Origin of the sequence: Cupriavidus sp. YR651 (genome assembly GCF_900101625.1) — a bacterium.
Lineage (GTDB): Bacteria > Pseudomonadota > Gammaproteobacteria > Burkholderiales > Burkholderiaceae > Cupriavidus.
On record NZ_FMYZ01000005.1, the window covers coordinates 414,608 to 437,176 of the forward strand.

Sequence of the window (22,569 nt, forward strand, 5' to 3'; positions counted from 1 at the left end):
CCGATTCATGTGCCGCACGCATCAAACCCCGGCATCGCGCGCGCGCTCGAACAGCGTGCACGCCAGGCGACGATGATCGCCCAGCACTTGCGGCAGGTCGGCCGTCAGCAACTGGCCATCGCGTACGACAACACGGCCATTGATGATGCTGGTCGACACATTGGCCGGCGTGCAGAACACCAGCGCCGCCACCAGGTCGTGGCCAGCGCCCGCGAAGCCGACCCCGGACATGTCGAAGGCGACGACATCGGCCGACATGCCCGGCACCAGCGCGCCGATGTCATCACGATTCAGCACGCGCGCGCCACCCAGCGTGGCGATCTCCAGTGCCTCCCGCGCGCTCATCGCGGCCGGGCCGTGACCCACCCGCTGCAGCAGCATGGCCTGGCGTGCCTCGCCCAGCATGTGCGCGCCGTCGTTCGACGCGCTGCCATCCACACCCAGCCCCACTGGCACGCCCGCGTCGCGCATCTTCCGGATTGGTGCGATGCCCGACGCCAGCCGCATGTTCGAGCACGGGCAGTGCGCCACGCCCGTGCCGGTGCGCGCGAACAATGCCACGCCTTCGTCGTCCAGCTTCACGCAGTGCGCATGCCAGACATCGTGGCCGACCCAGCCGAGCTCCTCGGCATACTGCGCCGGCGTCAGGCCGAACTTTTCGCGCGAGTAAGCGATGTCGTTGTCGTTCTCCGCCAGGTGCGTATGAAGCGACACGCCAAAGTGGCGCGCCATGGTCGCCGATTCGCGCATCAGGTCGCGCGAAACGGAGAACGGCGAGCAAGGCGCCAGCACCATGCGCAGCATCGAATGACGCGAGGCATCGTGGTACTGCTCGACCAGACGCTGGCTGTCGCGCAGGATCGCCGCCTCGGATTCGACCACCACGTCCGGCGGCAATCCACCCTGACTGCGGCCGACGCTCATGGACCCGCGCGCCGCGTGAAAGCGCATGCCCATCTGCCGCGCGGCATCGATCGAATCGTCCAGGCGCGAGCCGTTCGGGTACAGGTACAGGTGATCGCTGGTCGTTGTGCAGCCGGAAAGCATCAGCTCGGCCATGGCCGTCTGCGTGGAGACGCGAATCATCTCCGGCGTCAGGTGCGACCACAGCATGTACAGGTTGGTCAGCCACGAGAACAGTTCGGCATCCTGGGCGGCAGGCACGGCCCGCGTCAGGCTCTGGTACATGTGGTGATGCGTATTGACGAGCCCCGGCATGACCACGTGGCCACGCATGTCGATCACCTGGGCGCGGCCATCGTCCGCCAGTTGGCGATACCTGGCCGGCAGGTCGGCAGTCGGGCCGACCCATTCGATGGCAGGGCCGTCCGCGACAAGCGCGCCGTCCGCGATTTCGCGACGGTGGGCGTCCATGGTGACCAGGACATCAGCGTGCTGGAGGATCAGGGGCATGGCGGGCCGTGTGCAGTCGTTGTGAACACGCGGAGTCTACGTGTGGGAAACGACGGCGCCCAAGCACAGATTTTCGCCCTGGGTGTCCACAAATAGTGGACAAACCTCGTCCGCGGCTATCGGGACAGGCCGGCCAGCGCGCCGGCAACGGCGTCCGCCATCAACTCGCCGGCCGCAGTCAGCGGGCTGCGCACACGCGCCACCAGACGCAGGGTCTGCCGCTGCAGATCGCCATCGCGCAGTGGCACGAACACCACCGCGCCACGCGCGCGCTCTTCCATGACATCCAGCGGGTTGAGCAACGCGATGCCGCCGCCGGCCGCGACGAGCCGCTGGATCAACACCACGGACGTCGATTCCACCGCAGGCACCACCTCGATCGACTGCCGTGCGAAGGCATCGTCCACCAGCGCCCGGATCGACAGCGATGGCGCGGGCAGGATCAGCGGGTAGCCCGCGCACTCGGCCAGCAAGGCCGACGACTGCGCCGCCAGCGGATGGCCCGGCGCCACGACCGCGCCGATCGACCACTCCCGGCGGGCGACCACACGAAAGGCCGCCACCTCCGGGAGGTCATAACCGAGCCCGAGGTCGGCATCGCCCTGCTCCACCGCCGCAACGATGCCAGAGACCGGCAGATCCGCCACGCGCACAACAATACCCGGATGATGCTGACGGAAATCGTGCACCAGCGACGGCATCAGCGAGCCCGCCAGGCCTGAGGTCGTCGCCACCGTCACCATCCCGCGCCGTGCGCCCTTGATCTCCGCGATGCGGGCGGATAGCGCGTCATGCTCGCGCAGCGTCTGCCGCACATGAGCCAGCACCATTTCGCCCAGCGGCGTCAGGTGCAATCGCTTGCGGATCCGGTCGAACAGGGGCGCGCCGAGTTCGGCTTCGAGGTCCAGGATCTGCCGGTTGATGGCAGTCGGCGCCACATGCAGGTGCTCCGCGGCACGGCGGATGGATCCGCGACGTACCACCTCGTCGAGATAGCGGAGAACGCGAGCGTGCATGGGAGAACTGGCAACGCCAGAATCGAAAGTGGGCGCATTGTAATCCGCATGCGAATGTCGCGAGAAAAAGTGCGCGCAGGGGCTTGCGTCTCATTCGGTACCTTGCTAGAATTTCGTTCTTCGTTGGGGCGTTAGCTCAGTTGGTAGAGCAGCGGACTCTTAATCCGTAGGTCGAGTGTTCGAGTCACTCACGCCCCACCAGCGAATTCAGGAAAGGCCGGAAGCAGCAATGTTTCCGGCCTTTTTGTTTTCCGAAATTTTCCGAACGTTTTCCCGAACGTTTTCCCGAACGATCTTGTAGCCTCGCGGGATGCCGGTTGCGCGCGATTTTGCTTCTGCGCTTCCAACGGCGCATTCCTGTGCCGTGCCCGCCGCCCGCGCGCTGCGCCGGGGCACGAATCGAAGCCTCCACGCCTCGATACCCGGGTTTCCCCGGGTTCTTCCCAATTCCGCCCCACCAGCTTTCACGGTTGAATGCCTGTCGACGCACACCACGGAACGACGTTCCGTATCGCGGAACCAAGAGTCGATGATCGGCCATGACACCCCTTGGCGATCACCGAATACAACACGGAGGCATCTCTTGAAAGCAGTCCTGAAAGCGGGCGCGGCAGCCGCCCTCGCCATGCTCGGCCTGGCGCAAGCCGGCATCGTCCACGCGCAGTCGTACCCCAACAAGCCGATCCGCCTGATCGTCCCGTTTGCCGCAGGCGGCACGACGGATATCGTCGGACGCGCGGTATCCGATGCGCTGGGCCGTGAACTGGGTCAGCCCGTCGTGGTGGAAAACCGCGGCGGCGGCGGCGGCGCCATTGGTGCCGATGCACTCGCCAAGTCCGCGCCGGACGGCTATACGCTGGGCATCGCCACCGTGAGCACGATGGCCACCAACCCTGCCACCAACGCCAAGAACCCGTACGACCCGATCAAGGACTTCGCGCCGATCACCAACCTGGTGAACGTGCCGAACGTGCTGACCGTGAATCCGAAGGTGCCGGCCAAGAACCTCAAGGAATTCATCGCGCTGCTCAAGGCCAATCCTGGCAAATACAGCTACGCGTCGGCCGGCAAGGGCAGCATCTCCCATCTGGATGGCGAACTGTTCAAGGACATCACCAAGGCCGACATGGTCCACATTCCGTATCGTGGATCGGGCCCCGCGCTGAACGACACACTGGCTGGCCAGGTCAATGCCCAGTTCGACAACCTGCCCTCGTCGATGCCCTTCATCCAGACCGGCAAGCTGCGCGCACTGGCCGTCGCCGCGCCCAAGCGCGTGGAAGGCCTGCCTGACGTGCCGACCTTTGCCGAGGAAGGCATGAAGGACATGAACAACATGGCCTGGTACGGCCTGGTGGCCCCGGCCGGCACGCCTCCCGCGATCGTCGCCAAGGTCCACGACGCCGCCGTGAAGGCGCTGCAGGACCCCGCCGTGAAGAAGCGCCTGCATGACAGCGGCGCGTACCCGGACGGCAACACGTCGCAGCAGTACGCCGCCCAGATCAAGCGCGAACTCGACCTGCGCAAGAAGATCGCCACGGATCAGAAAATCACGCTGGAGTAAGCGTCGCCAGCCTCGCATGGATTGTGGCTGCCCCGCCGCCTGAATTTTGTATCTACAACTTTCCCTAGGCGGGCCGCCGCGAACCCCGGTACAGTACTGAGGAAGTCATTTTTCCCATGGTCCGCGTCTGCCGACGCGGACACTACCTGCGAGGATGAAGATGCTGAAGAAGACCGTACCGACCCTGATCGTTGCCGCGCTGGCAGCCTTGGGCACCGTGCAACTGGCACACGCGCAGAAGAACTACACGGACGGCGGCGACCTCTACAGTGGCAGCCACACCAAGAAAGCCAGCCCGCATTCCAACGCAGCCAAGTCCGGCAAATTCGATCCGTACACCGACGGCGCCAAGAAGTCGACGCGCTCGGACCTGGCCCCCGGCAAGAAGGTCGATCCGTACACGGACGGCGCAAAGGTTGGCAAGGTGGATCCGAATACGGATGGCGCCAAGTCCGGCAAGTTCGACACGTACACCGACGGTGCCAAGGCTGGCAAGGCCGATCCCTATACCGACGGCGCCAAGAAGCAGTAAGCAGCCCCGTCTGACGACACCGCAGCCCGCGTATCCCGCGGGCTGTTTTGTTTTGTACTCGATACATTTCCCACGAAAAAACATCACGATGTGATGCTCGCACTGCACGGCACGCCGTGCGATGCGGCGCTGACGGCGCCTAGTTCAAAAGGATGATTAGGACATACCCGATCTGTCACGCAAATGTCCTGACATTACTGTTAGTGTCTCGCCTTATCAGAAGCGACCCGCCCATGTTGAGAGGCAGGCGCCTGTGCCGCCCGGGCCGGCCAAGCACCGGCAAGAGAAATACCTCAGGCGGCAGAATCCTTTTTTGGGAGACCTGAGCGATGCAGTCCACAGCACACGAAGTCAACGAACCCGTAGTGCTCGCCCTTGTCGACGCCGTTACCGCGTGGCAAGGCGCCCTTGAACAGACCCTGTCCGTATCGGGCCTGACCTATCCGAATTGGCTGTTGTTGCGCGCAATCCGCCAGGATGTATTCCGGCGCGGAAAGCCTTGCGAGACAGCCATCTTCCTGGATGTGCCGCATACCGAGCGATTGCTGCGCGAATTGAGCGATGCCGGCTGGCTCGAATTTGCCGCCGACGGCACGCCGCGCCTTGCCGCTACCGCGGTATCGCGCATGGAACGCGCCGCGCAGGCCGTCAAGGCATTGCACTCTGTGTCGGTCGGCCACCTGAGCAGCGGGGAGCGCTCCGCGCTCTCCAGCCTGCTCAATCGCATGACTGGCACGCTGCAAGACCACGCCGAACGCCACAGCCGCCACGCGGCGTGGGAGCGTTCCGAGTTATCCGTAGTCGTCCCGCCCGACGTGAGCCGCGCCGCGCGGCAGGCCATCGCCGCGTAGACTTCCCCGCTTCCGCCGACATGACGCCCCGCACCACGGGGCGTCGTCGTTTTGTCACCCGGGACCGGCAAATCTTTCCTACAGTGTGAGCATGCACCGGCACTCGCCGAGGAGACACCATGCCCCCGGAAAACGAAGAAAAAGTCGCGCAGATGCTGGAGGATCTGGTTGCATTCGCCCGCGAGCGACTGCCCGGCGCGACATTCGATGTGGTCGAACCGTTCCTGCGGCATTACTACGATCTGGCGGATGCCGAAGACCTGCTGGCGCGCAACGTCGCGGACCTCTACGGCGCCGTGATGGCGCACTGGCAGACCGCGCAGAAGTTCGTTCCCGGCACCGCGCGATTGCGCGTCTACAACCCCAACCTCGAAGAGCACGGCTGGCACTCGGACCATACGATCATCGAGATCGTCAACGACGACATGCCGTTCCTGGTCGATTCCGTGACGATGGAAATCAACCGGCTCGGGCTGACGCTTCATTCGGCCATCCATCCGGTGTTCCGCGTCTGCCGCAATGCGAGTGGCGGCATCGACAGCATTGGCCTGGGCGGCAGCGAAACCAGCACGGCCACATGCCGGCTGGAATCGTTTATCCATTTCGAGGTCGACCGCACCGGCGAGGCCGCGCGGCTTGACGCGCTGCGCACCGGCATCGCCCGCATCCTGGGCGATGTGCGCGCCGCCGTGGAAGACTGGCCCCGCATGCAGCAGATCGCGCGCGACACCATCGCCAGCATGGCGCAGGCGCCGGACGCATCCGCGCCGGATGCGGTCGAGGCGCGCGCATTCCTGGAATGGCTGCTCGACGACCATTTCTCCTTCCTGGGCCAGCGCGACTACGAACTGGTCCCGCGCGACGGCCAGTATTTCCTGCGCGGCGTGCCGGGCTCCGGGTCGGGCATCCTGCGCGAAGCGCTGCGCGAACCCGGCGAGGATGACCTGACGCCGCTCCCCCTTGCCGCCAAGGCCATCATCGAAGGCGCATCGCCCATCTTCCTGACCAAGGCCAATTCGCGTGCCACCGTGCACCGGCCCGGCTACCTCGACTACATCGGCGTGAAGCTTCTGGACGCCAACGGCAAGCTGTTCGGCGAGCGGCGATTCGTGGGGCTCTATACCTCGACGGCCTACATGGTCAGCACCAGCGAGATCCCGCTTCTGCGGCGCAAGTGCGCCAACATCCTGGCGCGCGCGGGGTTCCTGACCAAGGGCCACCTGTACAAGTCGCTCGTGACGATCCTCGAACAGTATCCTCGCGATGACCTGTTCCAGGCCGATGAAGACGAACTGTTCGACATCACGCTCGGCATCCTGCGCCTGCAGGAACACCAGCGTACGCGCCTGTTCGTGCGGCGCGACCGCTTCGACCGCTTTATCTCGTGCCTGGTATTCGTACCGCGCGACAAGTACAACACCGACCTGCGCCAGCGCATCCAGAAACTGATGATGCAAGCCTTCAACGGCACCGGCTGCGAGTTCACGCCACTGCTGTCGGAGTCGCCACTTGCCCGCATCCAGATCACCGTGCGCGGCGAGCCAGGCACGATGCCGGAAGTCGATACGCGCGAACTCGAAGCCCGCATCGTGCAGGCCACGCGCCGCTGGCAGGACGACCTGGCCGAGGCGTTGCACGACACGCGCGGCGAGGAACAGGGCAACCGCCTGTTGCGCCGCTATGGCGATTCGTTCCCGGCCGGGTATCTTGAAGACTATGCCGCCCGCACGGCGGTGCGCGACATCGAACTGATGGAGCTGGCTCGCCAGCACCCGAGCGGCCTCGCGATGAACCTCTACCGGCCCATCGAGGCCGCATCGGGCGCATTCCGCTTCAAGGTGTTTCGCGCGGGAGAACCCATCGCGCTGTCGCTGAGCCTGCCGATGCTCGAACACCTTGGGGTGCGTGTGGACGAGGAGCGTCCATATCTGATCGAACCCGATGCCGGCGCGCCGGTCTGGATCCACGACTTCGGGCTGGAGATCGTCGCCGACCAGGACGGCCAGCGGCCCGACGTCGATATCGAACGCATCAAGCCGCTGTTCGAGGACGCCTTTGCGCGCGCCTGGAACGGCGAGATCGAGAACGACGACTTCAACCGCCTGGTGCTGCGCGCCAGCCTGGCCGCGCGCGACGTGACCATCCTGCGCGCCTACGCCAAGTACCTGCGCCAGGTCGGCTCGACGTTCAGCAACGCCTATATCGAGCGCGCACTGACCGCCAACCCGACCATCGCCTCGATGCTGGTGTCGCTGTTCGTGTCGCGCTTCGACCCGGCCACGGCCACGCCCGGCACCACCGGCTGCGCGCCCGATGACACGCGCTGCCAGCGCGTGCTGGCCGACATCGAGGCCGCGCTGGACCAGGTCCCGAATCTCGACGAGGACCGTATCCTGCGGCTGTTCCTGAACGTCATCAACGCCACGGTCCGGACCAACTATTTCTACCGCGACGCCGAGGGCCAGCCGCGGCCCTATGTCTCGTTCAAGTTCAACCCTGCGCTGGTACAGGGCTTGCCCGAGCCGCGGCCGATGTTCGAGATCTGGGTCTATTCGCCACGCGTGGAAGGCGTGCACCTGCGCGGCGGCCGCGTGGCGCGGGGCGGCCTGCGCTGGTCGGACCGGCGCGAGGATTTCCGCACCGAGGTGCTGGGCCTGATGAAGGCGCAGATGGTCAAGAACACGGTCATCGTGCCGGTGGGCTCCAAGGGCGGCTTCGTGGTCAAGCGCCCGCCGCCCGCCACCGACCGCGACGCCTTCCTGGCGGAGGGCATCGCCTGCTACCAGACCTTCCTGTGCGGGCTGCTGGACCTGACCGACAACCTTGTCGCGGGCGAAGTGATACCGCCACCTGAGATCGTCCGGCATGACGAATCCGACCCCTACCTGGTCGTGGCGGCCGACAAGGGCACGGCCACGTTCTCCGACTACGCCAACGCCATCTCGGCCGACTACCGCTTCTGGCTCGGCGATGCCTTCGCCTCCGGCGGCTCGGTCGGATACGACCACAAGAAAATGGGCATCACCGCGCGTGGCGCGTGGGAAAGCGTCAAGCGCCATTTCCGCGAGATGGGCATCGACATCCAGACCACGCCATTCAGCGTGGTCGGCGTCGGCGACATGTCTGGCGACGTGTTCGGCAACGGCATGCTGCTGTCGCCCCATATCCGGCTGGTGGCCGCTTTCGACCATCGCCATGTCTTCCTGGACCCCGATCCCGACTGCGCGAAGAGCCTCGCCGAGCGCACGCGGATATTCGCCCTGCCCCGTTCGAGCTGGGCCGACTACGACACCTCGCTGATCTCGGCAGGCGGCGGCATCTATCCGCGCACGGCCAAGACCATCGCGCTGACGCCGCAGGTGCAGGCGGTACTGGGCATCACGGCGACGTCGTTGTCACCCGCGGAGCTGATTCACGCGATCCTGATGGCGCCCGTGGACCTGCTCTACAACGGCGGCATCGGCACCTACGTCAAGTCCAGCGCGGAAACTCACCAGCAGGTTGGCGACCGCGCCAACGATGCCGTGCGCGTGAACGGCTCCGAACTGCGTTGCAAGGTGGTGGGCGAAGGCGGCAACCTGGGCTTCACGCAACTCGGACGCATCGAATTCGCACGCAATGGCGGACGGATCTACACGGACGCCATCGACAACTCGGCGGGAGTGGACTGCTCCGACCACGAGGTCAACATCAAGATCCTGCTGGGCATCGTGGTGGCCGACGGCGAGATGACCATGAAGCAACGCAACAAGTTGCTTGCGGAGATGACGGACGAGGTCGGGTTGCTGGTGCTGCAGGACAACTACTACCAGACCCAGGCGCTATCCGTGGCCGGGCGCGAGGCGCCGACGCTGGTGGATCCCGAGGCGCGCCTGATCCGCTGGCTCGAGCGCGCGGGCCGGCTCAACCGTCCGCTGGAGTTCCTGCCGGCCGAGGAAGACATTGCCGAGCGCAAGGCATTGGGCGCAGGGCTGACGTCGCCCGAGCGCGCCGTGCTGCTGGCCTACAGCAAGATGTGGCTGTACGACGAACTGCTGGCCTCCGACGTGCCCGAAGACCCGCTCGTCAACGGCTTGCTGGCCGACTACTTCCCGCAGCCGCTGCGCCAGCGCCACGCGGAGACGATGCAGCGTCACCCGCTGCGGCGCGAGATCCTGGCGACGCACCTGACCAACATGCTCGTCAACCGCATCGGCGCCACGTTCGTCCATCACCTCATGGAAGAGACCGACGGACGCCCCGCGGATATCGTGCGGGCGTGCCTGCTGGCCCGCGATGTCTTCGGACTGACCGCGCTGTGGGAACGCATCGATGCGCTCGACAACCGGGTCGAGGACGCGGTGCAGGCGCGCATGTTCGGCGCGCTGGGCCGCCTGCTGGAACGGGCCACCCTCTGGTTCGTGCGCTACCTGCGCGGGGGCGGCAAGGTGGAGCCGGGCGCGACGCGCTTCGTGGAGGCCGCGCAGTGGCTCACGCCGCAGTTGTCCACGCTGCTCCCGCCCGACGCCGCACAAGCGATGGCCGAGCGCGCCATGACCCTGAATGAGGCCGGCGTCGACGAGGACCTGGCCCTGCGCGTGGCCGCCAGCGATATCGCCGCGGCGGCGCTCGACATCGCCGAAGTGGCGGCCATATGCGACCGCAGCATGGCTGCCGTGGCCGGGGTCTACTTCGCCCTCGACACGGAACTCAACTTCGGGTGGCTGCGCGAGCGCGCGTTCTCCTTGCCAGCCGATACGCACTGGGACCTGCTGGCGCGCACCACGACGCTGGAAGACCTGGGCCGCCTGAAACGCGCGTTGACGACGAGCGTATTGGGGCAGTCTCGCGACATGGACGACGCCCAGGCGTTGATCGAGGGCTGGCGCGGCAGCCGTCAGGTAGCCCTGGACCGCTACGCGCAGATGCTGACGGACCAGCGCGCTTCAGGCGCCTCGGGCGCTGCCGGGCTGTCGATGCTGTCGGTCGCGGTGCGTGAAATCGGGCTGCTGGAACGCGGCTAGAGACGATGGGCCGGAGGAAATCGCGCCGCGTCAGGCGCGATTTTCCCCGCCCGCTTCGTCACCGTCCTCTTCGTCGATGACGTCATCGTCGTCCATATCGCGCAGCGGCTCCATGTCGTCGGTAGCGCTGCCGAAATCGTCGCTGCCGTCGCCGCGTGCGCGGAATTCCAGGCCAAGCCGCAAGAAGAGATCGAACGCGTCGGACAACAAGTGCTTCTGGCGTGGCAACAGGCTCGCGTACGGCATGTCATAGATCGACTGGTGCGCCCCGCGCGCGCCCTTGAGGCCGCGGTCACGTGCGATGTCGGACATCAACGCCGCAAAGCCGGAGAGATCCTGTGCCGCCAGCGCGGCGTTGAGCACGCGCGCGATGACTTGCGGCGATGCACCCGCCCATCCAATGACTTCGGCATTGGAGGCGGAATCGTGGGATAGATCGCTAATGTCCATCATTGTCTTAACGGTCCCGCCTCGGCTGGCTTGAGGCAACGTGTGTATCGCAATCCACGTCGCCCCCCTTGCGTGGGGATCAGGGCCGTCGGCCGTTGGTGGGGCGCTCGGTATCCGCGCCGGGTTGATCGCGAAGGGGCTGCTTGTAATCGACGGTGCCGTCGCTCTTGTTACTGGCCATCAGCCGGTTGCGCGCACCGCACAGCGGACAGCGAAAGAGGGGCCCTTGCCCTTCGTTCTTGATCGTTACCTCGCCGTGCGCCCATTGCGCACCGCAGGATTGGTTCTGGCAGACAAACATCGTGGACTCCGAAAGACGCGGCGAATCGTATCACGCGTGCCGGCGACACCGCGTCGCACGAGCCCTTCCGGCGGCCCCTACCTTGGCGGGATGGCACGCGTCGCGCCCCACTGCATCGCACGCCGACGCGTGACGAGCGCTACGTGCCGGCCTCGGCCAGGTCCTTCGGCCGCGCCCCCATGCGCCACATGTTGGGCGGCTCGCCAAGCTCTGTGCTCTGGTACATCCACGCGCCGCAACCCATGCAGCGCCAGCGGCTGTCGACCTTGCAGCGATTGGGCTTGAGTCCGATGCCAGACGCGGCAAGATCTTCATGAGGCGGCACACTCGCCGGCTCGCCCACCAGCAGGTGACAAAGGTCACAGGCTTGCATCACAGTCTCCTGTCATCGCCCTTCACGATTGACCGGCTTCGTCAGCCATTGCTCTGCACCCAGTGCCGCGCCCAGGCACCGGCGGCCATGCGCGCCTCGGCCGGCGTGGGATAGGTTGCGGGCGGCCCGCCGGCCTCCTGCACCACCGTGCCGGCTTCCCAGATGTCGCACCATGCCTTGTACCGATCCGCACCCAGGGCCTGCCAGAACAGGTGAACGACAAAGCCCCGGTACTCGAACATATCCGCGCCGGATTCCGGCCCAGACTCCGACAGCAACGTCGACGCCGGGGGCGCGGACTGCGCCACGGCCGACGCCCGGTCGGGCGTTCTTTCGGATATTCCATCTGACGTTCGGTCAGGAATGTGATCGCGCCCGGGCTGGACCTCGCCGCCATCCTGTTCCGACGGTCGCGCGCGGCCCGCGCAAGCGAACACGGCGCACAGGCAAGCCGCCACGGCGCCCGTCAGCACCCCGACGGCAAACCAGCACGCGGTTCGTTCCCACTGACTGTCATGTTGGCTGTCAAGTTGCCCCATCGCGATCCCCCTTGCAGCGACGCTCTCCGATAACAAGACGCGCCGGATGATCGGAGGTTCCTGGTTCAGGTTATACCAAAGCGACGTGGACGCCAGCCCGGCGGCGCCTGGATGCCTGCCTCCCAAGACATTGCCGGGGGCGCGGGCAAATGAGAAACCGGCACCTGGATCGACCGCGCGACGCGGCTATACTGTATATTCATACAGTACTCGACAGGCCTCCAGACAACTGCCCGCTGCCCGGCATTGACGTCGAATTGACGCCGAGAATCGCCGCCGCCATCCCGTTCGCCACGCCGCCACAACACCGCCACCTAGCCGCCATGACCGCCTACCTGCCCGCCTCGATCCTGCTGGAAGCCCACTACTTTGGCGATGACGCCGAAATGCTGCGCCTGCCCTGCGCCAGCGTCACCGTGCAAGGCGGTGCAATCGTCGTGGATGGCGTGGAAATCCGGCATCTGCGCGCGCTGCGCTGGACACCGGACTATCTGTCCTTCGACGCCGGAGGCGACCGTCATCGCTACCCGGTCAGCCGCCCTGCCGTGGTCGGACCACAGGCGGCACGCTTTGCGTTGTTGTGAGCGAGGGGGTGACTAATAGAAGGGATTCCATCAGCCCGGCATCGGGTCTGACCAGCCATTGCGGCCGGCGCGATGCCTAGCGGGACGGCCCTGCCAGCAGCGCCAGCAAATCCCTGATCTGCGCGGCGCTGCCATCCTTCGCCTGCTGTTCGATCGTGCGGTACAGGCGGATGACGGCTTCACCCTCAGGCGTCAGCACGCTGCCACCGCCATGCTGCCCGCCCTGATCCGAAGACACGGCCGGCACACGCATGGACTGGTTGATCTCCTGCAGCAGTACCCAGGCTCGGCGATAGGACATTTCCAGGCTTTTGGCGGCCCGCGAGATCGATCCGTGGTCGCGGATCGCTTCCAGCAGCGCCACCTTGCCCGGGCCGATGGCGATGGTGTCTCCCAGCATTACGCGCATGCGGAAGGCCACCGTCGGATCGCCGGTCGCGGCGTCTGCGGTAGCGGAAGCAGGTTTTGTTTTTCTGGTGGTCGGCATGCGCGGGAGTCTACCTGATGACCTTGCGCGCGTGCGGTGCGCATCACGCCAAAGCGTTATATCCGATGGTATATTTCGGTGTCGCATTCCAGTGAGGAACGCATGCACCAACCGCCATTTCGCCTGGCGCACCCCGGTCTCCTGGGGGCCTCGGGCGCCACCACCACGTTTGCCGGCCCGGACTGCTGCACGCCCGACGCCGCGTCCCGCGCAGTGCCGGCCCGTCGCCGCCTGCCGCTTTCCGGCTTCGACACGCGCTACCACTGCTCGCTGATCGGCACCTGCATGACCACCAGCGAACTGCGCAAGCTGGTGTCAAAGTTCGTCGCGATAGATCGGCAACAGGCCAGCGATCTCGATATTCACCACGAAGCGGTCACGCTCGCCACTGCCGGTGGTGACGGGTGCAAGGCATTGCAGAAGGCGCTCGATGATCGCCACGCGCTGGCGATCCGCCGCTTTGCCGCCGCCAAAAGCGCCGAAGCTGTCCAGGCGATGTGGCAGCAGGCACAGGAATCGGCCGATATTCCTGGCGCCTACTGGGCGACGATGACGCATCCGGCATCCACCGTCGCCTTGCGGCAGGCCGCGTTTGGCGACGTGCACATGCTGTCGCATCTGGTGGGCGCCGCCAACCGGGCCGATATCCAGCGGCTGATGGCACTCGAGGCGGAGAACGCGGCGTTGCGTGACAAGATCGACGCGCAGCAACTCCGGCTCCAACAGGCCAGTGTGGACAAGGCAGCGTCCCTGCGCGATGCGGCCAGGGACATCGCCGCACTGCGGCAGCGCGTGGCCCAGCTGGAGCCATCGCACCGCGACGAAACGACGCATGACATCGCCGCGCTCCGTGCCGTGCTGGCGGAGCGCGACGAGGCGTTCGCGCTGCAAGCGGACCGCCTGTCCGCAGCCGAGCAGCGCGCCCAGACGGCGCAGGCCCTTGCGGAGCAGCGTGACAAGACGCTAGAAACCGCGCTGGCGCAACTGGCCGCCCTGCGTGCCGAAACGGCCGCCATGGAGGCCGCGCTCTCCTCCGAATGGGAGGATGACAGCACCATGCGGCAGCCGGCTGCACTGCACCTGTCTGGCCAGCGCATCGTCTACGTTGGTGGCCGCCCCGGCCCCACACGCAGGCTCAAGACCCTGGTGGAAACCGCCGGCGGCACCTTCGACGCGCACGACGGCGGCATCGAAGACCGCAAGGGCCTGCTGGCAGCGATGGTGGCGCGCGCCGATATGGTCGTATTTCCAGTGGATTGCATCGATCACGACTCGATGCACACGCTCAAGCGCGTCTGCGAACAGCATGGCGTGCGCTATCACCCGGTCCGGACCGCCAGCGTGGCGAGCTTCGTGGAACTGGCGGCGAGGCTGGCATGAAGCGTACGGATTGGATGGACGCGCCGGACACCACGGTGAATTTCTCGGACAGTATCGTCATCGACGGCGCACTGCCGTCGTGTGGCCGGCTTGACCGTGACGCCCTGCTGAAGCTGGCCGACGTCAGCGCGGGACCGGCCACGATTCAGTGCTTTTCCGGGCGGCATATCCGCGACGTCGGCCAGTTTCGCGGCGTGCCGCTCACACGGCTGCTCGACATGGCCGGCATGCAATCGCTTCCGCGCTCCCAGTGCAAGCAGTTCGTGATTGCCGCCCAGGCGGGCGATGGCTACGCCTGCCTGTTCACATGGCACGAGTTGTACAACTCGCCGATCGGCGCGGGCGTGCTCATCCTCGTGGAACAGGACGGCGAGATCCTGCCCCTCGCCGCCGGCGGACTGCAGTTGATCTCGCTGCACGACACCCGCCTGGGCCCGCGCCAGGCGATTGCGCTCAACCGGATTTCGGTGACGCGCTGGCAGCGCGCCTGATCGTCAGGCGTCGACCGCGACGAGCACGCTCGATGCCTTGAACAACGCGGCGGCGGCCTTGCCCACCGCCAGCCCCAGCCGGTCGGCGCTGCTGTTGGTGATGATGGCCGCCACGGCCAGGCCGGCGTCATCGGCAATCGTCACATCGGTATTGACAGCACCCTTCTTGATCTCGGTGACCTTGCCTTGCACGAAGTTGCGGGCAGACACCTTGCTGGCATCCGCGTCGATCATCACGATGACGGAAGTCGCCTTGACCATCGCCACGGCCTTCTTGCCCGCTTTCAGGCCAAGGCGGGCCGTGCTGTCGCTGGTGACCGTCGCCACGATCTGCCGACCGCCGGCCAGCTTGATGACGACCTCGTCGTTGACCGCACCTGCGGTGACGCCGGCGACTTCCCCCGAAAACTGGTTGCGCGCGCTGGTTTGCATGGTGTTTCCTCCGTCTGCGTTGTTGGATGCGATTGGGATGCGACGCGTCAGAGTGTGCCCCACGCAATGGGTTATGGAAAGTCCGCAGCCCGAATGCCGAGCATCCAGTTGCGCATCACCTTCCACATCGTGTCGCGTGCATACGCCGCCATATATTCGGCGATTCGACGCGACTCACCCCATCGACTTCGGCAGTCCTGCCACCCGCAGTTCGAAACACAGCGTGGTTCCACTGCCGCCCTCCACCAGCCGCACCTGACTATGGTTGAGCTGCAGCATGCGCTGCACGATCAGCAATCCCAGTCCGCCCCCGCGATGGGCGCCGCCTGACGGGAACGGCCGCTGGAAGATCGACTCGCGCAATGCCGGCGGAATGCCGGGCCCGTTGTCGCTAACGGTCACCGCCACCTTGCCGTCGCGATAGGCCAGGTCGACTTCGACGACGCCCTCCGCGGGCGTGTGCCGGATCGCGTTATCCAGCAGGTTGGTGAGCACGCGCTCGATCATGCCGAGGTCAGCCGTTACGGCCGGCAATGCCGGCGGCAACCCCGCGCGCAATTGCAGGTGCTTGGCCTGCGCCGGCAGCGCGAATTTCTCGAGCACATCCTGCGTCAGGTCCACGATCGAGAAGGCCTCCGGCGCCGCCTGCACCATGCCGTGCTCCAGTCGCGCCAGTTCGAACAGCGACTGCGCCAGCCCGCCCACCTTGACGCTTTGCGCCAGCGCGATGGCCAGGTAGCGCTGGCGCTCCTCGGGCCCGAGCTTGTCGGCCTTCAGCGACAGCGTCTCCAGGTACCCGTGCAGTGACGCCAGCGGCGTACGCAAGTCATGCGAGATATTGGCCACCATCTCGCGGCGCTCCTGATCCTGCTGCTTCAATGTGCGCCACTGCGCCTCGAGGCGATCCGCCATCTGCCGGAAGGCAGCCTCCAGCGCGGCAATTTCGTCGCGCGGAGCCGGCGCCGCAGGCACCATCGCGGGCTGCGGGACGTCGCCGGAGTTGAACTGCCGCATCGCCTGCGTCAGCCGCCGCAGCGGCCGCGTAATCAGCGCAAACGCGACCAGGCCGGCCACCAGACCCAGCGCCGCGACGAGCGCCATCGACCACAACGTGGTCCGCATGACGGAACTCTCCGTTGCCTGCGCGGCCAGCCTGTCGTGGGTCTCCCCCATCAGCACCACATAGATATAGCCGCCCTGCCGCAGCGGCGCCGCGCTGAAGACCTTGCGGGCCGATGCGCTGCGTGGGTCGTCGCCGAGGATGGGCAGCGCGCCACCATCGATCAGCCGCTTCACTGGCGCCAGGTCCACGTGGTCACGAATCAGATGGCCGCTCGGCGCGTCGTGCCCGCGAATGCGGCCCGTATCGTCGAGCAGATAGACCTCCACGCTCGGGTTCAGCACCATCAACTGCCCGAACAACTGGCGCAGTGCCTCGGGCTCGATCGCGCTCTGGTCCGCCACCAGCGCGTTCCGGCCGATGTACGCCGCCAGCCCGCGCGACAGACCCTGGACGACCTCTTTCTCATGCATGGCATTGGCGCGCACCTGCAGCCAGGCGGACGCGCCGCAGCAGGCCAGCAGCAACGCGACGAAGACGGCGGACAGCCGCTGGGTCAGCGACAGATTCACGATGGCTCTCCCGCTCCGCCCGCGCCGGCTGCGCCGCCCGCCTCGGGTTCGGCCACGAACCGATAGCCGCGCCGCCAGACCGTCAGGATGCGCTGCGGCTGCGCCGGGTCCGCCTCGATCTTGGTCCGCAGGCGGTTGATGTGCGTGTTCACCGTATGCTCGTAACCTTCATGCTGATAGCCCCAAACCGCGTTAAGCAGGTCCATCCGCGAAAACACCTTGCCGGGATGGCGCGCGAAAAAATACAGCAGATCGAACTCGCGGGGCGTGAGATCGAGCCGCTTGCCGTCGACCGTGGCTTCTCGCGCCAGGGGATCGATCGTCAGCCCGCCGAGCTCGAGGCTGCCGGCATCGGCGCGCACATCCCTGGCCATCGCCTCCACGCGCCGCAGCAGCGCCTTGACGCGCGCCACCAGTTCCAGCACGGAGAACGGCTTGGCCAGGTAGTCATCGGCCCCGAGTTCCAGGCCGAGGATGCGATGCACCTCGCTCGAACGCGCGCTGGTGATGATGATCGGCGTGTAGCGGGTCATCGCCCGGGCACGCCGGCAGATCTCCAGGCCATCCACGCCGGGGAGCATCAGGTCCAGCACCAGTGCATCCCAGCCGCCCTGCTCCAGCAGCCGCAAGCCTTCGGCACCGTCGGCGCTATGCACGACCTCGTAGCGCTCGTCGCGCAGATGCATGGCCAGCACGGTGGCAATGCCGATGTCGTCCTCGACGAGCAGAATGCGCTTGAGATGTTCCATGGGCGGGGGCGATGGGTGGGTCGGTGGCCGACAGCGGATAATCGCCGGCATCGGCCCTATTGTGCAGAAAACCGGCCTGGCGAGTTATCACGGATTGTTTAAGGTTTGGCGAGGACTCCGACACGGCCCCGCGCCTAGGATGCCGTCACGATCGGTTCAACCCCCGCCTGGGAGTCCATCATGCGCATCAGCAGACGCTTTTTGTTGTCAGGTGGCACCTTGACTGCCACGCTCGCCGCCGTGGGCGGCTGGCGTGCGTTGGTCGGTGGCGCCGCCAATGCCGGCGAGTCCCGCAAGGCCGTGGAACGCTTCGAGGTCACCCTGAGCGACGAAGCGTGGCGCCAGAAGCTGTCCCCCGCCCAGTACGCCGTGCTGCGCAACGAGGCCACGGAGCGTCCGTTCAGCAGCCCGCTCAACAACGAGCACCGCACCGGTGTCTTTGCGTGCGCCGGCTGCCAGCTTGACCTGTTTTCCTCGAAGACCAAGTTCGATAGCGGCACCGGCTGGCCGAGCTTCTGGGCGCCGCTGGAGCACGCCGTGGGCACCACCGAGGACCGTACTTTCGGCATGCTGCGCACCGAGGTCCATTGCCGGCGCTGCGGCGGCCATCTTGGTCACGTCTTCGACGACGGCCCCAAGCCGACCGGCCTGCGCTATTGCATGAACGGCGTGGCCATGACTTTCCGCCCCACCGCCGCCTGACTCCACTCCTGACGCACACCGAACCATGCTGCTTCTCGTCCTCGCCTATCTCGGCGGCGCGCTCACCATCCTGAGCCCCTGCATCCTCCCCGTGCTCCCGTTCGTCTTCGCCCGCGCGGACCAGCCGTTCGCGCGCAGCGGCCTGCCGCTGCTGGCCGGCATGGGCCTCACCTTCGCGCTGGTGGCCACGCTGGCGGCCGTGGGTGGCGGCTGGGTGGCGCAGGCCAACCAGTACGGCCGCTGGCTCGCCATCGCGCTACTGGCCGTCTTCGGACTGACCCTGCTGTTGCCGAAGTTTGCGGAGCGGCTGATGCGTCCACTGGTCAACGCCGGTAGCCGCCTTTCCAACTTTGCCCAATCCGATGGCCGCGCGGCCAGCCCGGGGTCGTCATTCCTGCTCGGCATCGCCACCGGCCTGCTCTGGGCGCCCTGCGCGGGGCCGATTCTCGGCCTCGTGCTGACCGGTGCGGCACTGCAAGGCGCCAATCTGCACACCACGCTGCTGCTGGTTGCCTACGCTGCCGGCGCGGCGACGTCGCTCGCGGTGGCCCTGCTGATCGGCGGACGCGTTTTCGCGGCCATGAAGCGTTCACTCGACGCCGGCGAATGGATTCGCCGCGGAATCGGCGCCGCCATGCTCGTCGGCGTGGTGGCGATCGGCCTGGGTCTCGATACCGGTGTGCTGGCGCGTGTGTCGACGATTGCCACGGGCGGACTGGAACAGCATCTCGTCGACAAGCTGGCCGATAACAAACCCGCCGGGAGCCAGGGCGGCGCGATGATGAGCGCCAATCCGCAAGGCACGAATCCGGTGGCAATGTCAGGCACAGCGCCTGCCGCCGATGGTGGCGCGATGATGATGCGCGCCGCCGGAGGGCAAGCCGCGGTACTGCCGGTCGAAGGCCAGTTCCCGGGGCTCAACGGCGCCGTCGAATGGCTGAACTCGCCGCCCCTCACCGCCGAGGGCCTGCGCGGCAAGGTCGTGCTGATCGACTTCTGGACCTACTCCTGCATCAACTGCCTGCGCGCGCTGCCCTACGTGAAGGCGTGGGCCGACAAGTACAAGGATCAGGGGCTCGTCGTCATCGGCGTGCACGCGCCGGAATTCGCGTTCGAGCGCAATATCGACAACGTGAAGAAGGCGACGCGCGACCTCGGCGTGACCTATCCGGTGGCCATCGACAACAACTTTGCGATCTGGCGCGCCTTCGGCAACCAGTACTGGCCCGCGCACTACTTCATCGATGCTCAGGGCCGCATCCGCTTTCACCATTTCGGCGAAGGCGAATACGCCCACTCCGAAGCCGTGATCCGCCAGCTGCTGGCCGAAGCCGGTCACGCCGACGTGGCCAGGGTGGCCACGACCACGACGGTCGCGCCGGACGGCAAGGCCGGCAATGGGGTGGAAATGGCGGCGGATAACGACGCGATGCAATCGCCGGAGACTTACATCGGCTACGAGCGCGCGGAGAATTTCGGCTCGCCCGGCGGCGCGGCGCACGACCGTCCGAAGGACTACGCGGCGCCCGCAAAGCCCGATCTGAACGAATGGGGCCTTGCCGGCAACTGGCACGTCGGCGCGGAACACGCCACGCTGGGCCACGCGAACGGCCGCATCGTCTACCGCTTCCACGCACGCGACCTGCACCTCGTGCTCGGCCCGGGCCAGGACGGCAAGCCGGTGCGCTTCCGCGTGACGATCGACGGCGCGGCACCGGGCGCGTCCCACGGCACCGATACCACGCCGGATGGCGCCGGCAAGGTCACGGCCCAGCGGCTCTATCAGCTGGTGCGGCAAGACGGCGACATCCGCGACCGCACCTTTGCGATTGAATTTCTCGATCCCGGTGTGGAGGCCTATGCCTTCACGTTCGGCTAACCCCTTCGACAATCAAGGAAGCTCATCATGAACGCGATTGCAGCACTGCAGCGCTGGACGCGCCCCACCACGCTCAAGCTCATGGGCCTGGCCATGCTGGTGGCCGTTGCCGCCGTGTGGGAGCGCCCCGCGCTGTCCGCCGAGGAAGCCGTACGCATCCCCGCTCCCACGCAGGACGAAAAATCCGGAGACGCGCACACCGCCACGGCCGTATTCGCCGGAGGCTGCTTCTGGGGCGTCCAGGGCGTCTTCCAGCATATTCGCGGCGTGACGCGTGTCACGTCGGGCTATGCCGGTGGCGCGGCCAGCACGGCCCAGTACGAGAAAGTCGGCTCGGGCACCACGGGCCACGCGGAATCCGTCGAGGTCCGCTACGACCCAGCGCAGGTCAGCTACGGCAAGTTGCTGCAAGTCTTCTTCTCCGTGGCGCATAACCCCACCCAGCTCAACTATCAGGGCCCGGACCACGGCACGCAGTACCGGTCCGCGATCTTCCCCGTCACGCCGGCACAGCGCAAGATCGCCGAGGCCTATATCGCCCAGCTTGGCGCGGCCAAGTCGTTCCGCGCACCCATCGTGACGCGCGTGGAAGACTACAAGGGCTTCTATCCGGCGGAGGCCTATCACCAGGACTTCCTGACGAAGAATCCGAACTATCCGTACATCGTGATCAACGATCTTCCCAAGATCGGCAACCTGAAACAGGTCTTCCCCGACCTCTATCGCAACGACCCCGTACTGCTGACCAAATCCGGTACCTGACACGGCAACGCGGGATTCCGCCCCATGCGAGAATCCCGCAGCGCCCCGCGTGGGGCGCGCCATTTCTGTCACGGACCTGATCATGTTCCAGCTTTCCGACGATGCGTCGTTCCGCTCCAAGGCCGATCACTACGCCGAACTCGTCACACAGGCGCGTGCGCTGCTGGCCGATGAACGCGACCGCATCGCCAACGCCGCCAACTTCTCGGCACTGCTCTACCACTCGCTATCCGACCTGAACTGGGCGGGCTTCTATTTCTACGATGGCACCGAGCTGGTGGTGGGACCCTTCCAGGGCAAGCCAGCCTGCGTGAGGATTCCGATTGGCAAGGGTGTGTGCGGCACGGCGGCGCAAACGCGCGAGACGCAGGTGGTGCCCGACGTGCATGCGTTCCCGGGCCATATCGCCTGCGACGCGGCGTCGCGCTCGGAAATCGTCGTGCCGCTGTTTGCCTCGAATGGATCGCTGATCGGCGTATGGGATGTGGACAGCCCTGTCCCCGGCAGGTTTGACGAGGAGGATGCGCGGGGCATGGAGGCGCTGTGCCGGGTGTTTGTGGAGCTCAGTTGAGGGGTGCGGCGGCCTGGCGATGTAGCGCTGCCGGTTAGTCGGCGAGCGGAACGCCGAACACGCCCTGCTGCAGATCACGTTCGAAATCGCGTAGCCAGGTGTCGCTGCCGTCCAGCGCGTAGTGCTGAAGATCGCCGCCGGTGATGCGGGTAACGGTCAGATTGCGGCCCGCCTTGTCGGGCCGATCATCCCAGTCGACCTCGAAATCGTCATGCACGAACCCGTGCCGCAGACAGGCGCCCTCGAAACCTTCGCGCGCGGCGTCGGGGAGATCGTCAAAGCGATATTGCCTCGCCATGTTCAGCCTCCGAGCATCCCGAAGAACTCGGCTACGCCTGAAGCCAGCTCCAGGATATCGACACCGGCTTCGATGGAATCGGCGGTATCGCCGATGACGTTTATCGTCCGCTCTCGCGCGGATGGCTGCGGCGCCTGCGAGATGTCAGCCAGCGATTGCACGTCAAAGCCAGGATTGGTTGTCGACATGGCGGCTCTTCGATATGGAGTCGCGCCATCGTAGCACGGCAGATCGCCCTTTGATCGACGCCATGGCAAGCCAGGGATGCCACCCGCCAATCGACCTGGCCGTCCTCACTGACTGGTCAGAACATGGCGACGGGCAACGGCCTGGCGCGGCGCCATCTAGCACTGCCCTTTCTTGGCCTTGCCCGGCGGGCAGAAAGACTCGTTGCCGTATTGATCGACACGACAGTTGCCCTTCTTGGCCTGCCCGGGCGGGCAACCCGGGCCGCCTGCCGGCTCGTCGTAGGGATAGGGGGCGACAACACAGCCGCTTAGCAAGGTGCATGCGGCGACGATTGCAAGGAAGGCTTTCAACGATTTCTCCTGATTGGTGAA

Annotated in this window: 24 protein-coding genes and 1 tRNA gene; 12 read left to right on the plus strand and 13 right to left on the minus strand. The window is 66.2% G+C overall.

From position 1 onward, the window contains the following. Positions 1–21: 21 nt before the first annotated feature. Both BLR29_RS16920 and BLR29_RS16925 read right to left on the minus strand, forming a co-directional pair. Positions 22–1,413 (minus strand): 8-oxoguanine deaminase, encoded by a 1,392-nt coding sequence (locus tag BLR29_RS16920; protein ID WP_092138156.1) that lies wholly within the window; start codon positions 1,411–1,413, stop codon positions 22–24. A gap of 116 nt (positions 1,414–1,529) precedes the next feature. Continuing rightward, the gene (locus BLR29_RS16925; protein WP_092138157.1) at positions 1,530–2,429 is read right to left on the minus strand and encodes a LysR family transcriptional regulator; all 900 of its coding nucleotides are present in this window, start codon (positions 2,427–2,429) and stop codon (positions 1,530–1,532) included. Between the two features lie 125 nt (positions 2,430–2,554). On the opposite strand from BLR29_RS16925, the gene BLR29_RS16930 reads away from it, so the two are divergent. The 5 genes from BLR29_RS16930 to BLR29_RS16950 all read left to right on the plus strand — a co-directional run bounded on the left by BLR29_RS16930 (position 2,555) and on the right by BLR29_RS16950 (position 10,379). After that, positions 2,555–2,630, plus strand: a tRNA-Lys gene (locus BLR29_RS16930). A 382-nt stretch (positions 2,631–3,012) separates the two neighbouring features. Further along, positions 3,013–3,993 (plus strand): tripartite tricarboxylate transporter substrate binding protein BugE, encoded by a 981-nt coding sequence (locus tag BLR29_RS16935; RefSeq protein ID WP_092138158.1) that lies wholly within the window; start codon positions 3,013–3,015, stop codon positions 3,991–3,993. A 160-nt stretch (positions 3,994–4,153) separates the two neighbouring features. Then, positions 4,154–4,525, plus strand: coding sequence for a hypothetical protein (locus tag BLR29_RS16940; protein WP_092138274.1), 372 nt, complete (start codon positions 4,154–4,156; stop codon positions 4,523–4,525). A gap of 329 nt (positions 4,526–4,854) precedes the next feature. Next, on the plus strand, positions 4,855–5,376 hold the full coding sequence (locus BLR29_RS16945; RefSeq protein WP_092138159.1) for a MarR family transcriptional regulator: 522 nt from the start codon (positions 4,855–4,857) through the stop codon (positions 5,374–5,376). Positions 5,377–5,495: 119 nt separating this feature from the next. After that, positions 5,496–10,379, plus strand: coding sequence for an NAD-glutamate dehydrogenase (locus BLR29_RS16950; RefSeq protein ID WP_092138160.1), 4,884 nt, complete (start codon positions 5,496–5,498; stop codon positions 10,377–10,379). 30 nt (positions 10,380–10,409) lie between these two features. Here the strand turns inward: BLR29_RS16950 and BLR29_RS16955 are convergent, their stop codons facing one another. The 4 genes from BLR29_RS16955 to BLR29_RS32885 form a co-directional block, all read right to left on the minus strand. After that, entirely contained in the window at positions 10,410–10,829 is a 420-nt protein-coding gene (locus BLR29_RS16955; RefSeq protein ID WP_092138275.1) for a hypothetical protein, read from the minus strand. Between the two features lie 79 nt (positions 10,830–10,908). After that, complete coding sequence (locus tag BLR29_RS16960) at positions 10,909–11,130, minus strand: hypothetical protein (RefSeq protein ID WP_092138161.1); 222 nt, start codon at positions 11,128–11,130, stop codon at positions 10,909–10,911. 139 nt (positions 11,131–11,269) lie between these two features. Beyond that, entirely contained in the window at positions 11,270–11,503 is a 234-nt protein-coding gene (locus tag BLR29_RS16965; RefSeq protein WP_092138162.1) for a hypothetical protein, read from the minus strand. Between the two features lie 41 nt (positions 11,504–11,544). After that, a complete protein-coding gene (locus BLR29_RS32885) occupies positions 11,545–11,811 on the minus strand; it encodes a hypothetical protein (RefSeq protein WP_255371289.1) in 267 nt (88 codons plus the stop codon). Positions 11,812–12,299: 488 nt separating this feature from the next. Here BLR29_RS32885 and BLR29_RS16975 point away from each other — a divergent pair, with 488 nt between their 5' ends. Further along, positions 12,300–12,626, plus strand: coding sequence for a hypothetical protein (locus BLR29_RS16975; RefSeq protein WP_255371290.1), 327 nt, complete (start codon positions 12,300–12,302; stop codon positions 12,624–12,626). A 76-nt stretch (positions 12,627–12,702) separates the two neighbouring features. Here BLR29_RS16975 and BLR29_RS16980 read toward each other — a convergent pair whose 3' ends face one another. Continuing rightward, a complete protein-coding gene (locus BLR29_RS16980; protein WP_092138164.1) occupies positions 12,703–13,113 on the minus strand; it encodes a winged helix-turn-helix domain-containing protein in 411 nt (136 codons plus the stop codon). A gap of 102 nt (positions 13,114–13,215) precedes the next feature. On the opposite strand from BLR29_RS16980, the gene BLR29_RS16985 reads away from it, so the two are divergent. Continuing rightward, positions 13,216–14,493, plus strand: a complete 1,278-nt coding sequence (locus BLR29_RS16985; RefSeq protein WP_092138165.1) for a DUF2325 domain-containing protein — start codon at positions 13,216–13,218, stop codon at positions 14,491–14,493. Then, a complete protein-coding gene (locus tag BLR29_RS16990) occupies positions 14,490–14,984 on the plus strand; it encodes a hypothetical protein (RefSeq protein ID WP_092138166.1) in 495 nt (164 codons plus the stop codon). The genes BLR29_RS16985 and BLR29_RS16990 overlap by 4 nt, the downstream gene beginning before the upstream one ends. Positions 14,985–14,987: 3 nt before the next feature. On the opposite strand, the gene BLR29_RS16995 is transcribed toward BLR29_RS16990, so the two are convergent. The 3 genes from BLR29_RS16995 to BLR29_RS17005 form a co-directional block, all read right to left on the minus strand. Then, positions 14,988–15,416: a TOBE domain-containing protein gene (locus BLR29_RS16995; RefSeq protein ID WP_092138167.1), complete on the minus strand. Its 429-nt coding sequence runs from the start codon at positions 15,414–15,416 to the stop codon at positions 14,988–14,990. Positions 15,417–15,590: 174 nt separating this feature from the next. Further along, positions 15,591–17,048 carry a sensor histidine kinase gene (locus tag BLR29_RS17000; protein WP_092138168.1) on the minus strand — a complete coding sequence of 486 codons (1,458 nt, stop codon included), beginning with the start codon at positions 17,046–17,048 and terminating at the stop codon, positions 15,591–15,593. After that, entirely contained in the window at positions 17,045–17,797 is a 753-nt protein-coding gene (locus BLR29_RS17005; RefSeq protein ID WP_092138169.1) for a response regulator transcription factor, read from the minus strand. The genes BLR29_RS17000 and BLR29_RS17005 overlap by 4 nt, the downstream gene beginning before the upstream one ends. A 180-nt stretch (positions 17,798–17,977) precedes the next feature. On the opposite strand from BLR29_RS17005, the gene msrB reads away from it, so the two are divergent. The 4 genes from msrB (at position 17,978) to BLR29_RS17025 (ending at position 21,711) form a co-directional block, all read left to right on the plus strand. Beyond that, complete coding sequence (gene msrB / locus BLR29_RS17010) at positions 17,978–18,499, plus strand: peptide-methionine (R)-S-oxide reductase MsrB (RefSeq protein WP_092138170.1); 522 nt, start codon at positions 17,978–17,980, stop codon at positions 18,497–18,499. 25 nt (positions 18,500–18,524) lie between these two features. Next, a complete protein-coding gene (locus tag BLR29_RS17015) occupies positions 18,525–20,378 on the plus strand; it encodes a cytochrome c biogenesis protein DipZ (protein ID WP_092138171.1) in 1,854 nt (617 codons plus the stop codon). Positions 20,379–20,405: 27 nt separating this feature from the next. Then, positions 20,406–21,140, plus strand: coding sequence for a peptide-methionine (S)-S-oxide reductase MsrA (gene msrA, locus BLR29_RS17020; protein ID WP_092138172.1), 735 nt, complete (start codon positions 20,406–20,408; stop codon positions 21,138–21,140). An 82-nt stretch (positions 21,141–21,222) separates the two neighbouring features. Continuing rightward, a complete protein-coding gene (locus BLR29_RS17025) occupies positions 21,223–21,711 on the plus strand; it encodes a GAF domain-containing protein (RefSeq protein ID WP_092138277.1) in 489 nt (162 codons plus the stop codon). A 34-nt stretch (positions 21,712–21,745) separates the two neighbouring features. On the opposite strand, the gene BLR29_RS17030 is transcribed toward BLR29_RS17025, so the two are convergent. From BLR29_RS17030 to BLR29_RS17040, 3 genes are all read right to left on the minus strand, one after another. Continuing rightward, complete coding sequence (locus BLR29_RS17030) at positions 21,746–22,009, minus strand: hypothetical protein (RefSeq protein ID WP_092138173.1); 264 nt, start codon at positions 22,007–22,009, stop codon at positions 21,746–21,748. A 2-nt stretch (positions 22,010–22,011) separates the two neighbouring features. Continuing rightward, on the minus strand, positions 22,012–22,197 hold the full coding sequence (locus tag BLR29_RS17035) for a hypothetical protein (RefSeq protein ID WP_092138174.1): 186 nt from the start codon (positions 22,195–22,197) through the stop codon (positions 22,012–22,014). A gap of 156 nt (positions 22,198–22,353) precedes the next feature. After that, on the minus strand, positions 22,354–22,548 hold the full coding sequence (locus tag BLR29_RS17040; RefSeq protein WP_092138175.1) for a hypothetical protein: 195 nt from the start codon (positions 22,546–22,548) through the stop codon (positions 22,354–22,356). Positions 22,549–22,569: the final 21 nt, after the last annotated feature.